The sequence below is a fragment of the Streptomyces sp. XY006 genome (assembly GCF_002237655.1).
In the GTDB taxonomy this organism is placed as follows: domain Bacteria; phylum Actinomycetota; class Actinomycetes; order Streptomycetales; family Streptomycetaceae; genus Streptomyces; species Streptomyces levis.
In genome coordinates this window covers 16023-28513 of record NZ_NOKT01000005.1, presented here as the reverse complement: position 1 = coordinate 28513, position 12491 = coordinate 16023, and the positions used below count along the sequence as shown (strand labels likewise).

The following is a 12491-nucleotide window of genomic DNA, read 5'->3' as shown; positions in this document are numbered from 1 at the left end:
CGTGGGCGGACGGTCCCGACCGGCCTACGCTGGAGACATGAGCGAGGACGACTACTGCCTGATCGACGCGGCCAGGCCGCCGCGGGCCGACGGGCCGCCGTACGCGGAGTGTGTGCTGTGCCGGGAGCCCACGGAGTACCCGGAGTCGTACAAGGGCATCACGCTCTGCCCGGTCTGCGAATGGCAGGAGGCCCAGCGCACGGCCTGCTCGGGCTGAGGCGCGCCAAGACCTGCGGCGGCCGTGTCCGGCGGTCGCCCGGGCCGGTCGGCGCGATCTTCCGGCTGGCACACTGGGGTGCGTGAGCGAAGACCCGACGCCCGTGGACGACAGCCCCTTCCGGTCCGAGACCTCCCCCCGCGACGCGGCACCGCAGTACGTGCTGCCGCTGGTCGTGCGGATCGAGCGGGCGGACCCGCCGGCGCGCACCGACGCGCTGGAGACGGCCGCGCGGGCCGTTCTGACGATCCTGGCCGACGAGCGGTCGGCCGGTGAGGGCGCGTGGGCACCGGCGATGCGGGACTGGCAGGACGCGCGGATCCGCAAGGTGGTGCGCCGGGCGCGCGGCGCCGAGTGGCGGCGGGCCGGGGCGCTGCCCGGCATCACGGTCACCGGCAAGTCGGCCGAGGTGCGGGTCTTCCCGCCCGTCCCGCTGGACGGCTGGCCCAAGGACCTGGCCCGGCTGCAGGTCTCCGGCACCGACCTGGACGATCCGCAGCCGCCGGTGGACGCCGACCCGGCCGCGCCCGTGCTGTGGCTCAACCCCGGGCTCTCCATGTCGGCGGGCAAGGCGATGGCCCAGGCCGGGCACGCCGCCCAGCTGGCCTGGTGGGAGCTGTCCGACGCGGAGCGGGCCGCCTGGCGGGACTCCGGCTTCGCCCTCGCCGTACGGACGGCCGACCCGGCCCGCTGGCCCGAACTGACCGGCAGCGGACTGCCGTTGGTCCGGGACGCCGGCTTCACGGAGATCGCGCCCGGCTCGTGCACGGTGGTCGCGGACCACCCGGCGCTGCGCCGGGAGCCGCACGGGACCGGCGGCCCGGCCTCCACCCGTTCGGAGTAACCGCGGGCGCGGCGGGCGCGGACGAATGCTCCAGTGGGGTTACCAGACAACCCCGACCCAGGAGGCAGCCATGTCGAGCGCCGCGCCCCCTCCCCCCGCCCCGCCCGCCCCCGACGACCGGATGACCGGCGGGGGCGGCCCGGGCGGTTCCGCTGACGCGTGGGCCTCCGGGGGCCTCGCTCTCGGCGGCACCCTGATGGTCGTCTACGGCCTCTTCGCGGTGCTGCAGGGCATCGCGGCGATCGCCGACGACGAGGTGTACACGAGCTTCGGCGACTACGTCTTCGAGTTCGACCTGACCGCGTGGGGCTGGATCCACCTGATCGTCGGCGTGCTCGTGGTGGCGGCCGGGTTCGGCCTGTTCACCGGCGCCGCCTGGGCCCGGATCGTGGGCGCGGTCGTCGTCGGCCTGGCACTGATCGCGAACTTCATGTGGCTGCCGTACCAGCCGTTCTGGTCGATCATCATGATCGTGACCGGTCTGTTCGTCCTGTGGTCGGTGTTCAACTACCGCTCCACGCGCGCCGTCTAGGGCCCGCCGGGCTCAGGAGGGCGGCGGGCGGCGGTCCCGCTCGGCGACCACCGTGTGCAGCCGCCGGGTCAGCGCGGTGGCCGCCGCCGTCAGGAAGACGAACGTGTAGAGGATCTGCACGGCCGTCACCAGACGGGCCTCCTGCCCCTTCGGTGTGATGTCCCCGTAGCCGACGGTCGCCAGGGTGACGACGGTGAAGTACAGCGCGTCGACGCGGGTGCGCAGGCCGGTGAACTGGCCCGGCTGCTGCGCGAGGGCGTAGTAGCCGGAGGAGAAGACCAGCACGGCGAGGCACATCAGCAGCGTGATCATGAGGCCCGACCGGGTGTGCGGCTTCTCCAGCACCACGTCGCGCACCTGACGCAGCAGCAGCGTGGCCACGACGGCCAGGCACAGGACGAACAGCGGCCAGCCCAGCCAGGGGCGGTCGGCGCCGAGCCCTTCCAGGGGCAGCAGGAAGTAGGCGGCCCCGACGGCCACCAGCAGCGCCCCGGCCGCGATCCGCAGCCGGTGGGCGGAGGCCGGGGCCGCTCCCCGCCCCTGTCCCCGCGCGGGGCGGTGCGCCTGCTCACTGCCTTCGGGCATGGGTCCGGTCTACGACGCGTCGGGACGCGGCGCCAGTCCGCGGACTCCGTCGGTGGCAGGGGCGGCACCCGCGAACCTCAAATGTTGCTCTGAAGGCGGCCCGTGGGGGGTTCACGGCCCGGCGGCAGGGCCATACCCCTCTCACGTTCGAGGACCGGGCCGGGTGGAGGAGGGGACGATGGAGCGACTGGGGACGGGCATCGGGTGGCGGCCGGAGATCGCGGACGCCGTGGAGCACATGCCGGGGATCGACTGGGTCGAGGCCGTGGCCGAGAACATCTGCCCCGGCCATCTGCCCGACTCGCTGCGGCGGCTGCGCGAGCGCGGCGTCACCGTGGTGCCGCACGGCGTCTCGCTGGGCCTCGGCGGCGCGGAGCGGCCCGACGAGGGCCGGCTGGCCGCGCTGGCCGAGCGGGTGACGGCGCTGGGTTCGCCGCTGGTCACCGAGCACATCGCGTTCGTCCGGGCGGGCGGCGCCCTGACGGCGTCCCCGCGGCTGGAGGCGGGCCATCTGCTGCCCGTGCCGCGGACTCGGGACGCCCTGGACGTGCTGTGCGAGAACGTGCGGATCGCGCAGGACGCGCTGCCGGTGCCGCTGGCCGTGGAGAACATCGCGGCGCTGATCTCCTGGCCGGCCGAGGAGATGACGGAGGGCCAGTTCCTGTACGAGCTGGCCGACCGCACGGGGGTGCGTCTGCTCATCGACGTGGCGAATCTGCACACCAACCACGTCAACCGCGGCGAGGACCCCGCCAAAGCCCTGGCGGAACTCCCCCTGGAGGCCATCGCCTACGTCCATGTGGCGGGCGGTTTCGCACGCGATGGCGTCTGGCACGACAGTCACGCCCACCCCGTGCCGCAGCCGGTCCTCGACATCCTGACCGACCTGGCGTCCCGGGTCCGCCCCCCGGGTGTGCTGCTGGAACGGGACGAGAACTTCCCGGAACCGGCGGAACTCCGGTCCGAGCTGGCCTCGATCCGGCGGGCGCTGGAGGCGGGAGCGGAGCTGCTCCGCACCGGGACGCAGACGACCGAGGCGGAGACGCCCGGGACGCACACGCCCGGGACGGGAGCGGCCCTGCGAGCGCGGGGCCACGAGACCGGGGCGGCCGAGGCGACACGGGGCGCCTTCGGCCCGCCCCACCCCCGGAACACCGGCGCGGCCCGGCAGCGGACCGGGCTGGCGCAGGCCGCCCTGCTGTCGGCGCTGGTCGCGGGGACGCCGGTGCCCGAGGGGTTCGACCGGGTGCGGATCGGCGTGCAGGCCCGGGCGCTCGCGGCAAAGCGGGCGGACGTCGTGGCGAAGGTCGCGCCCGAACTGCCGGTGATCCTGGGCCCGGAGTACCGTCCGGCCTTCCTCGGCTACGCCCAGACCCACCCCATGACCGGCGGCTACCGGCGCGACGCCCTCACCTTCGCCGAACACCTGCTCGCCGCCGGCCGGCCCGGGGACGGGCAGGTCCGGTGGGAGCTGAGGGAGTGGTGGCTGGAGCGCTCGGGTCCCGCCCCGCGCTCCGGACGGCCCGTCCACCGGCTGGCCCGCGCGACGCGCAGGGTGCTGCTCCGGCGCTGACGCCCTCGCGCTCCTGCCCCGGCCGGGGAAACGGAACGTCACATACCGACAACACTCCGTCCGGATCGTGAACAGGGCATGGTGCTCTCGCAACCGTGTCACATACAAACAACATATGCTCTGGGTTCTTTTCCTGCTGGCGGCCTGGGCCGTGGCCGGCACGGCGTGCACCCGCCTGTGCCTGGCCGCCGTACGGGCCGCGGCCGGTGCCACGGACACCGGCCGGGCCCGTGAACTCACGCTGTACGAGGCCGCGTTCCTCTCGGGCGGCCCCCGGCGGGTCGCCGACGTGACCCTGGTCGCCATGGCACGCCAGCGGCGTCTGCTGCTGGCCCACACCGGCTGGGCGACCGTCGTCGATCCGCGCGGGCGCGACGAGATGGAGCGTTCGGTGATAGGGGCCATCGGGCCCGAGGGGCAGTCCCGTATCGCGCCGGTGCGGTCGACGGCCGCCGCGGCGGAGGCGGTGCGCGGGATCGCCGACGGGCTCGTGCGCGCGGGACTCGCCGTCCCCGACAGCGCCCGCACGACGGTGGCGGCGGCGGTCCGGCAGGTGCGCGGAGCGGCCCTCGCCGTGCTCGCCCTCGGCGTCGCCGCGCTGCTGACCCCGCTCCCGGCGGACATGCCGCGCCACCTGGTCGCCCTGTGGTTCGCGCTGCCGCTCGCCCTGACCCTGAGCTGCCTCGCCCTGGCGCGCATCGAGGTCCACCCGTACTCGCGCTGGGCCTCCCCGGCCGGCCAGCGGCTGCTCGGCTCCCTGGCCCGCACCGCCGACGGCGACGCCGACGACCGGACGTACCTCACCTCGGTGGCGGTGCGCGGTGTCAGCGCGATCGGCGAGCCGGACCTGCGCGCCGCGTTCACCCACCGCGGGGCACGCGGCTGAGAGGCCGGGGGCGCACGGGGGCATCGGCGCCGACACCGGCGGACGGTGCTTGCCTTCGCTCCCGCGCGCACGAAACATCCCTTGCGTCGCCACCGTGCAGCGAAGGGACACCCGATGCGAGCCGCCCTCCTCTACTCGGCCGCGGGGTCCCTGCTGCTGAGCGCCCTCACGGCCGTCCCGGACGCCGAGGCCCGCACCGGGGCCGCCGAGATGCGGGGCACGGCGGTGGCCGCGGCCCGGGCCAGGGCGGCCGGGGTCGACTTCGGCCCGTGCGCCGACGCGGAGGACCTGCCCGGCAGCATGCGGTGCGGCACCGTGAAGGTCCCCCTGGACTACGCCCGGCCGGACGGCCGGCAGATCGAACTCACCGTCAGCCGCGCCCTGGCCACCCGCAAGGACCCGCACGGGGCACGGGAGGTGCTCCGGCAGGGCAGCCTGGTCTACAACCCCGGCGGGCCCGGCGCCTCCGGCCTGTACTTCCCGCTCATCGGCCTGCTCCCCGAGTGGAAGCGGATCGCCGCCGCCTACGACCTCGTCGGCTACGCCCCGCGCGGGGTCGCCCCCTCGGCTCCCCTGTCGTGCAAGGACCCCAAGCAGTTCTTCCAGGGGCCCACGCAGGCGCCGACGCACCCCTCCGAGGCGTACAAGAAGGAACGCCGCGCGCGGGCCGAGGCGTACGCCCGCGGCTGCGCCGAACGCGCCGGTGACGCGCTGCGGCACTACCACTCGCTGAACAACGCCCGCGACCTCGACGTGTTGCGCGCCGCGCTCGGCGAGGAACGGCTGACGTTCCTCGGCTCCTCGTACGGCACGTACTTCGGGGCCCTGTACGCGACGCTGTTCCCCGGGCACGTGCGGCGGATGGTGTTCGACTCGGTGGTCGACCCGGAGGGGGTCTGGTACCGCAACAACCTCGCCCAGTCGGCCGCGTTCGAGCACCGCTGGCGTGACTTCCGGGAGTGGATCGCCCGGCACCACGGTGTGTACGGACTGGGCCGGACCGCACGGCAGGTGCTGCGCAGCTACGAACGGGCCAGTGCCCGGCTGGCCGCCGAGCCCGCGGGCGGGAAGGTCGGGCCGGGACAGCTGCAGGGGGCGTTCCTGCAGGCCGGCTACTACGACGACCAGTGGCCGCACCGGGCGCAGGCCCTGTCCGCGTACCTCAAGGGCGACCCGCGGCCCCTGGTCGAGCAGGCGGAACAGCATCCCGAGGCCGCCGTGGAGGCGGAGAACTCCCGGGCGGTGTACGTGGCCGTCGAGTGCAACGACGCACCCTGGCCGACGGACTGGGAGGTCTGGGACCGGGACAACACCAGGCTCGCGCGGGTGGCGCCCTTCGAGACGTGGGACAACGTCTGGACGAACCTGCCGTGCGCCTTCTGGCCGGCGCCCCGGCAGCAGCCGCCGGCCGTCGGCGCCGGGCCGGGCGAGCTGCCGCCGACGCTGATCCTGGCCGCCGAGCGGGACGCGGTCACGCCCTACCCCGGTGCCCTCCGGCTCCACCGGCGTCTGGCGGGCTCGGTGCTGGTGACCGAGCGGGACGCCGGCGCCCACGGCCTCGCGGGCGGGCCGAACGCCTGCGTCAACGGGCACCTGGAGGCGTATCTGCTGGACGGGCGGCTGCCCGGACTGCGCGCGGAGTGCGCGCCGCACGCCGAGCCGAAGCCGCCGGCCCCCGACGGGGCCGGCGGGCGCGCCCGCTGATCAGGCCAGACCGGCGACCAGCTCGGCGACGTCCTTGCGGCGGCCCGTGTAGAACGGGACCTCCTCGCGCACGTGCATCCGGGCCTCCGAGCCGCGCAGGTGACGCATGAGGTCGACGATGCGGTACAGCTCGTCGGCCTCGAAGGCGAGGATCCACTCGTAGTCGCCCAGGGAGAACGAGGCGACGGTGTTGGCGCGCACGTCCGGGTAGCCGCGGGCCATCTTGCCGTGGTCGGCGAGCATGCGGCGGCGGTCCTCGTCGGGCAGCAGGTACCAGTCGTAAGAGCGCACGAACGGGTAGACGCTGACGTAGTCGCGGGGCGTCTCGTCGGCGAGGAACGCCGGGATGTGCGAGCGGTTGAACTCGGCGGGGCGGTGCAGCGCCATGTTCGACCAGACCGGCTCCAGGGCGCGGCCCAGCCTCGTGCGGCGGAAGAGGTTGTACGCCTCCTGCAGCGCGTCGCTGGTCTCCGCGTGCCACCAGATCATGACGTCGGCGTCGGCGCGCAGACCGGAGACGTCGTAGGTGCCGCGGACGGTCACGTCCTTGGCGGCGAGCTGGTCGAACAGCTCCTGGACCTCGTCGGCGTACCCGGCGCGGTCCTCGGGGAGCACGTCCTTGAGCTTGAAGACGGACCAGAGCGTGTAGCGGATGACCTCGTTGAGGTCCTTGGCCAGCTTGCCCTTGTTCGGGATGCGGTCGGGCGCGGTGCCGGAGGGGGTGGTGGAGGCGTCGTCACTCATGCTCCTCATTCTCCCGCTCCGCCGTGCAGACTCTGCACCGGGTGGGCGGTGAGCTCCTGCACACCCCGCAGGTCACCGTGGATCCGGTCGACGGCGGCGTAGGCGCTCGCGATGCAGGCGGGAATGCCGACGCCGTCGTACGGGGCGCCGCAGACGGCGAGCCCGGGGAGCAGGGCGATCTGCTCGCGGATGCGGGCCACGCGTGCGTGGTGGCCGACCGGGTACTGCGGCAGTCCGTCGTCCCAGCGGGTGACGCGGGTGGCGACGGGCGTGGCGTCCAGGCCGGTCGCCGCCTTCAGGTCGTGCCGGGAGACCTCGACCAGCTCGCTGTCGTCGCGCCGGAGGATCTCCGTCTCGCCGTAGCGGCCGACGGAGGTGCGCAGGACGACCAGGTCGGGGTTCTCCTCGGCGATCCAGCCCCACTTGTGCGAGGCGAACGTGGACGCCTTGATGGTGCGCCCGTCGACCGGCGGCACGAGGAAGCCGCTGCCGTCGGGCAGGCCGGTCCCGGCCCGGCGGTAGGCGAGGGTGACCAGGGCCATGGAGGCGTACTCGACGGTGTCCAGCCCGGCGGCGGCCCCGGGGCTCTCGGCGCGCAGCAGCCGGGCGGCGGCGGGGGCGGGGACGGCGAGCACCACCGCGTCGGCCTCCAGCACCCGGTCGCCGGCGACCACCCGCCAGGCCCCGGGCGCGCCCGCGCCGTCGCCGGGGCCCGCCTCGCGCGGCCCGGCCCCGCCGGACGGATCCTGACGGGCCACCCGGCGCAGCTCGGTCACCGGGGCGCCGGTGACGATCTCGCCGCCGCGGGCCCGGACCGACTCCGCCACCGCGAGGGGCAGGCTGCCGACCCCGCCCCGGATGCCCATGAACACCGGGCCGGTCTGCTGCGCGGCGGCGGCCCTGGCCTGGATCGCGCGGACGCCCTCGGTCAGGGAGGCGTGGGTGCGGGCGGCCTCGAACAGCTGCGGCACGGCCGAGCGCATCGAGATGCGGTAGGCGTCGCCCGCGTACACCCCGCCCAGCAGGGGCTCCACCAGCCGGTCGACGACCTCGCGGCCGAGGCGCGCGGCCACGTACTCCCCGACGGCCACGTCGTCCCCGACCTCCGTGCGCGGCAGGCCGGCGTCGCGTTCGATCCGGGCGAGGCCCTCCTCGGACAGCACACCGGACAGGGCGGCCGCGGTGCCGGGCACGCCCATCACATGGCCCTTGGGCATGGGGCGCAGGGCGCCGCGCGTCCAGATCGAGGCCGTCGCGGTCGCGGGCGGCTGCAGGCGGTCGGCGAGGCCCACCTCGCGCGCGAGCGCCACCGCCTCGGGCCGGCGGGCGAGCATCGACTCGGCGCCGAGGTCCACCCGGGCGCCGGCGATCTCCCCGGGCAGCAGTTTGCCGCCGATCCGGGCGGAGGCCTCCAGGACGGTCACCCGCGCCCCCCACTGCAGCAGCCGGTGCGCGGCGGCCAGCCCCGCGATGCCCGCTCCGACGACGACGACCTGCCCCGTGCCCCCACGGCCTTGAACTTCGCGCATGCCCCCAGCCTCTCAGACACCGCGGGCGGTGCCGCCGCGCCCCGGTGTCCGTCGCGAGTCCCGACCGTGACCGCATCGGAACCGTCCCGGGCCAAACGTCCGGCGCGGCTCGGGCGTCGAAGAAGCGTCAGCAGAATCGACCCTCGGGGGATGCCCGCATGCGTACACGACGATCTGTCCGCCGCCCCGTCCCGGCCCTGGCGGCCCTCCTGCTGGCCGCCGCCCTCGCGCTCACCGGGTGCAGCGGCGCCGGCGACGACGCCGCCGGCAGCAAGGCCGCCGACCGCGGCCTCGCGCAGGACCAGGGCGCGGCCGGTGCGAAGGAGGCCGCGCCCGGCGGCACCGGCAGCGGGTCCCGGTCGACCGCGCCGGTGAAGCTCCCCGCGCAGCACATCATCCGTACCGCCTCGCTGACCGTGCGGGTCGAGGACGTTCCGAAGGCCCTGGACGAGGCGCGGACGAGCACCGAGAACGCGGGCGGCTACATCGGCGACGAGACCACCACGCGGGACGCCGAGGACCGCGAGCGCACCCGGGTCGTGCTGCGCGTGCCCGCCGAGAAGTACGACGCGGTCCTTTCCGGTCTGGAGGGCGCCGGCAAGCTCCTCGACCGCAGCGCGAAGGCCGAGGACGTCACCGACCAGGTCGTGGACGTGGAGAGCCGGATCACCTCGCAGCGGGCCAGCGTGGCCCGGATCCGCGAGCTGATGGACCGGGCCACCAAGCTCGGTGACGTGGTGACCCTGGAGGGCGAACTGAGCACCCGGCAGGCCGACCTGGAGGCGCTGCTCGCCCGGCAGAAGTCCCTGCGGGACCGCACGAGCCTGGCCACCATCACCCTGACGCTGACCGAGACGCCGGTGGAGAAGGAGGCGAAGGACGACGACCCGGGGTTCGTGGACGCGCTCGCGGGCGGCTGGAACGCCTTCGTGACGATGCTGCGCTGGCTCGCGGTCGTGTGCGGCGCGGTCCTGCCGTTCGCGGCGGTGGCGGCCCTGCTCGCGCTGCTGTGGCTGCGCGTCGTCCGCCCCCGGCTGCCGCGCCGCTCCCGGCCCGCCCCCGCGGCGACCGCGCTCGGCCCGCTGCCGACGGCCCGCCCGGCGCCGGAGGCCACACAGCCGCGGGCCCCGGGTGAGCGGGACTGAAATCCCCAGCTCCCGTAGCGTGTTCGCATGAACATGAGCCGTACGCGCAGGGAGCGACTGGTCGTCGTCGGCGGTGACGCCGCGGGCATGTCCGCGGCGTCGCAGGCCCGCCGTCTGAGGGGCCCGGACGAGCTACAGATCGTGGCGTTCGAACGGGGCCACTTCACGTCGTACTCGGCGTGCGGCATCCCCTACTGGGTGGGCGGCGACGTCACCGACCGGGACCGGCTCATCGCCCGCACGCCCGAGGAGCACCGCGCCCGGGACATCGACGTGCGGCTGCGCACCGAGGTCACGGAGCTGGACCTGGACGGGCGGCGGGTCCGCGCGCGGGACCTCGACTCGGGCGCCGAGTCCTGGACGCCGTACGACAAGCTCGTGATCGCGACCGGCGCCCGGCCGATCAGGCCCGATCTGCCCGGGGCCGACGCGCCCGGGGTGCACGGGGTGCAGACGCTGGACGACGGCCAGGCCCTGCTGGACACGCTGGCGGGCACGCGCGGCCGGCGGGCGGTGGTCGTCGGGGCGGGTTACATCGGCGTGGAGATGGCCGAGGCACTGCTCAACCGCGGCTACGAGGTGACGGTCGTCAACCGGGGCAGCGAGCCCATGTCGACCCTCGACCCCGACATGGGGTGCCTGGTGCACGAGGCCATGACGGGCCTGGGCATCACGATGGTGAACGACGCCGAGGTGACGAAGATCCTGACCGGGGACGACGGCCGGGTCCGGGCCGTGGCCACGCAGGACCGCGAGTTCCCGGCGGACGTGGTGGTGCTCGGCATCGGCGTGCGCCCCGAGACGGCCCTCGCGCGGGCGGCCGGCCTTCCTCTCGGCACGCACGGCGGGCTCCTCACCGACCGTTCGATGCGGGTGCGCGGCCGCGAGGACGTGTGGGCGGGCGGCGACTGCGTCGAGGTCCTCGACCTGGTCTCCGGACAGGAGCGGCACATCGCCCTCGGCACCCACGCCAACAAGCACGGCCAGGTCATCGGCACCAACGTCGGCGGCGGTTACGCCACCTTCCCGGGCGTGGTCGGCACGGCGGTCAGCAAGGTCTGCGACCTGGAGATCGCCCGCACCGGCCTGCGTGAGAAGGACGCCCGTCGCGTCGGGCTGCGGTTCGTGGCGGTCACCATCGAGTCGACCAGCCGCGCGGGCTACTACCCGAACGCCTCCCCCATGACCGTCAAGATGCTCGCCGAACTGCGCACCGGCCGCCTGCTGGGCGTGCAGATCGTCGGCAGGGAGGGCGCGGGCAAACGCGTCGACATCGCGGCGGTCGCCCTCACGGCGGGCATGACGGCGGAACAGATGACAACGCTGGACCTGGGCTACGCCCCGCCGTTCTCCCCGGTCTGGGACCCGGTCCTGGTGGCGGCCCGCAAGGCGGCGGCGAAGGTGCGCGGTTCGCTCACGCCCTGACGGGGCGGAACGCTACGCCGTCCCGGCCGTCCCGTTGATCCGGTCGATGGCCTGCCGCGCCTGCTCCGCCGGCGGCCGGGCCGGCAGGGACGACACCGACGCCGACGCGGCGGTCACCGCCGGCGGCTGCTCCCCGGCCGGCTTGGCGTGCGCGGCCGCCCGCGAGGAGCGCAGCCGGTGGCTCACCGCCTCCTCCAGCGTCACCGGCCTGCGCCACTGCGCGGCCAGCCGCCCCGCGTCCTGGCCGAGGCGGGCCACGTCCTCCCAGGGCAGCTTCACCACCAGCGTCAGCTCGGCCTCGCCGTCGGGCAGGGCGTGCATCGCAGGAGTCACTCGGTCGTTCATCGCCTGTTCCTCACGTCGGCCCCGCGACCCGCCTTCCCCGCGCCGCGGGCGGTTGCCGACACATACGCACGCCCGGACGGCCGCGTTCACGCGCGTCACCGATTCACCGGCGCCGCTCCGGGCACACGTGGGGTGTGGTGATCCCCGTCCATGACGTGAACCCGGTGCGGCGCACCCCCTGGGTCACGTACGCCCTGCTGGCCGCCAACGTCGTCGTGTTCCTGCTCATCCCGGGCATGGCCGGCTCCCTCACGGGCGAGAGCAGCCTGGCGCAGCTGTGCCACCTCCAGGCGTTCCTGGACCACTACGCGGCCGTGCCGCGGGAGCTGATCCACCACCAGATGCCGCGTCTGGTGCCCACCGGGGAGGTGGGCGCGGGCCCACAGGGCGCGGGCTGCGTGGTCGGCCCGCCGTCCTACGACAAGTCGCCCGAACTCAGCGTGCTGACGGCGATGTTCCTGCACGGCGGCTGGCTGCACCTGCTGGGCAACATGCTGTTCCTGTGGATCTTCGGCAACAACATCGAGGACCGCATGGGCCACCTGCGCTTCCTGCTCTTCTACGCCGTCTGCGGCATCGCGGCCGCCTACGCCTTCGCGCTCCTCAACGCGGGTTCCGGCGCCCCGCTGATCGGCGCCTCGGGGGCGATCGCCGGGGTGCTCGGCGCCTATCTGGTGCTGTATCCGAAGGCCCGGGTGTGGGTGCTGGTCCCGTTCCTGGTGTTCCTGCCGCTGCGGCTGCCGGCCTGGATCGTGCTCGGCCTGTGGTTCGTGCTGCAGGCGGTGTACTCCTCCGGCGCGGGGGTCTCCGACGCCGGGACGGTGGCGTACGCGGCGCACGTGGCCGGGTTCGTCGTCGGCCTGCTGATCGCCCTGCCGCTGCGTCCCGGGACACCGCCCCCTCCGGAGCCGCGCGGCATCCTGTTCGGCAGGCGGGCCCGGCCCGGGTGGTGAGCCCCGGGC

General features: G+C 74.9%; 13 protein-coding genes. 9 read left to right on the top strand and 4 right to left on the bottom strand.

Annotation, left to right across the window (positions count from 1 at the left end; genetic code table 11):
• Positions 1-37: 37 nt before the first annotated feature.
• From CHR28_RS07770 to CHR28_RS07760, 3 genes are all read left to right on the top strand, one after another.
• A complete protein-coding gene (locus CHR28_RS07770) occupies positions 38-217 on the top strand; it encodes a hypothetical protein (protein WP_094052755.1) in 180 nt (59 codons plus the stop codon).
• A gap of 82 nt (positions 218-299) precedes the next feature.
• On the top strand, positions 300-1061 hold the full coding sequence (locus CHR28_RS07765; protein ID WP_179272347.1) for an aminoacyl-tRNA hydrolase: 762 nt from the start codon (positions 300-302) through the stop codon (positions 1059-1061).
• Between the two features lie 70 nt (positions 1062-1131).
• Positions 1132-1593, top strand: a complete 462-nt coding sequence (locus CHR28_RS07760) for a DUF7144 family membrane protein (RefSeq protein WP_094052754.1) — start codon at positions 1132-1134, stop codon at positions 1591-1593.
• A 12-nt stretch (positions 1594-1605) separates the two neighbouring features.
• Here the strand turns inward: CHR28_RS07760 and CHR28_RS07755 are convergent, their stop codons facing one another.
• Positions 1606-2178, bottom strand: a complete 573-nt coding sequence (locus tag CHR28_RS07755; protein WP_094052753.1) for a potassium channel family protein — start codon at positions 2176-2178, stop codon at positions 1606-1608.
• A 178-nt stretch (positions 2179-2356) separates the two neighbouring features.
• Here CHR28_RS07755 and CHR28_RS07750 point away from each other — a divergent pair, with 178 nt between their 5' ends.
• The 3 genes from CHR28_RS07750 (at position 2357) to CHR28_RS07740 (ending at position 6341) form a co-directional block, all read left to right on the top strand.
• Entirely contained in the window at positions 2357-3751 is a 1395-nt protein-coding gene (locus tag CHR28_RS07750) for a DUF692 domain-containing protein (RefSeq protein ID WP_094052752.1), read from the top strand.
• Positions 3752-3866: 115 nt separating this feature from the next.
• Entirely contained in the window at positions 3867-4637 is a 771-nt protein-coding gene (locus CHR28_RS07745; RefSeq protein WP_094052751.1) for a TIGR04222 domain-containing membrane protein, read from the top strand.
• Positions 4638-4751: 114 nt separating this feature from the next.
• Positions 4752-6341: an alpha/beta hydrolase gene (locus tag CHR28_RS07740; protein WP_094052750.1), complete on the top strand. Its 1590-nt coding sequence runs from the start codon at positions 4752-4754 to the stop codon at positions 6339-6341.
• On the opposite strand, the gene hemQ is transcribed toward CHR28_RS07740, so the two are convergent.
• Positions 6342-7085, bottom strand: a complete 744-nt coding sequence (hemQ, locus tag CHR28_RS07735; RefSeq protein WP_094052749.1) for a hydrogen peroxide-dependent heme synthase — start codon at positions 7083-7085, stop codon at positions 6342-6344.
• A gap of 5 nt (positions 7086-7090) precedes the next feature.
• Complete coding sequence (gene hemG / locus CHR28_RS07730) at positions 7091-8614, bottom strand: protoporphyrinogen oxidase (protein WP_094052748.1); 1524 nt, start codon at positions 8612-8614, stop codon at positions 7091-7093.
• 158 nt (positions 8615-8772) lie between these two features.
• On the opposite strand from hemG, the gene CHR28_RS07725 reads away from it, so the two are divergent.
• Positions 8773-9759: a DUF4349 domain-containing protein gene (locus tag CHR28_RS07725; protein ID WP_094052747.1), complete on the top strand. Its 987-nt coding sequence runs from the start codon at positions 8773-8775 to the stop codon at positions 9757-9759.
• 27 nt (positions 9760-9786) lie between these two features.
• Positions 9787-11184, top strand: a complete 1398-nt coding sequence (locus tag CHR28_RS07720; protein WP_094052746.1) for an FAD-dependent oxidoreductase — start codon at positions 9787-9789, stop codon at positions 11182-11184.
• A 12-nt stretch (positions 11185-11196) separates the two neighbouring features.
• On the opposite strand, the gene CHR28_RS07715 is transcribed toward CHR28_RS07720, so the two are convergent.
• The gene (locus CHR28_RS07715) at positions 11197-11529 is read right to left on the bottom strand and encodes a hypothetical protein (protein WP_094052745.1); all 333 of its coding nucleotides are present in this window, start codon (positions 11527-11529) and stop codon (positions 11197-11199) included.
• 134 nt (positions 11530-11663) lie between these two features.
• Here CHR28_RS07715 and CHR28_RS07710 point away from each other — a divergent pair, with 134 nt between their 5' ends.
• A complete protein-coding gene (locus tag CHR28_RS07710; protein WP_094052744.1) occupies positions 11664-12482 on the top strand; it encodes a rhomboid family intramembrane serine protease in 819 nt (272 codons plus the stop codon).
• Positions 12483-12491 lie beyond the last annotated feature (9 nt).

What these genes read in the sequence shown, in the direction of transcription:
- CHR28_RS07720 (WP_094052746.1), top strand. Translation starts at nt 9,787, where the DNA reads ATGAACATGAGCCGTACGCGCAGGGAGCGACTGGTCGTCGTCGGCGGT.
- CHR28_RS07755 (WP_094052753.1), bottom strand. Translation starts at nt 2,178, where the DNA reads ATGCCCGAAGGCAGTGAGCAGGCGCACCGCCCCGCGCGGGGACAGGGG.
- CHR28_RS07740 (WP_094052750.1), top strand. Translation starts at nt 4,752, where the DNA reads ATGCGAGCCGCCCTCCTCTACTCGGCCGCGGGGTCCCTGCTGCTGAGC.
- CHR28_RS07725 (WP_094052747.1), top strand. Translation starts at nt 8,773, where the DNA reads ATGCGTACACGACGATCTGTCCGCCGCCCCGTCCCGGCCCTGGCGGCC.
- hemG (WP_094052748.1), bottom strand. Translation starts at nt 8,614, where the DNA reads ATGCGCGAAGTTCAAGGCCGTGGGGGCACGGGGCAGGTCGTCGTCGTC.
- CHR28_RS07715 (WP_094052745.1), bottom strand. Translation starts at nt 11,529, where the DNA reads ATGAACGACCGAGTGACTCCTGCGATGCACGCCCTGCCCGACGGCGAG.
- CHR28_RS07770 (WP_094052755.1), top strand. Translation starts at nt 38, where the DNA reads ATGAGCGAGGACGACTACTGCCTGATCGACGCGGCCAGGCCGCCGCGG.
- CHR28_RS07745 (WP_094052751.1), top strand. Translation starts at nt 3,867, where the DNA reads ATGCTCTGGGTTCTTTTCCTGCTGGCGGCCTGGGCCGTGGCCGGCACG.
- CHR28_RS07760 (WP_094052754.1), top strand. Translation starts at nt 1,132, where the DNA reads ATGTCGAGCGCCGCGCCCCCTCCCCCCGCCCCGCCCGCCCCCGACGAC.
- hemQ (WP_094052749.1), bottom strand. Translation starts at nt 7,085, where the DNA reads ATGAGTGACGACGCCTCCACCACCCCCTCCGGCACCGCGCCCGACCGC.
- CHR28_RS07750 (WP_094052752.1), top strand. Translation starts at nt 2,357, where the DNA reads ATGGAGCGACTGGGGACGGGCATCGGGTGGCGGCCGGAGATCGCGGAC.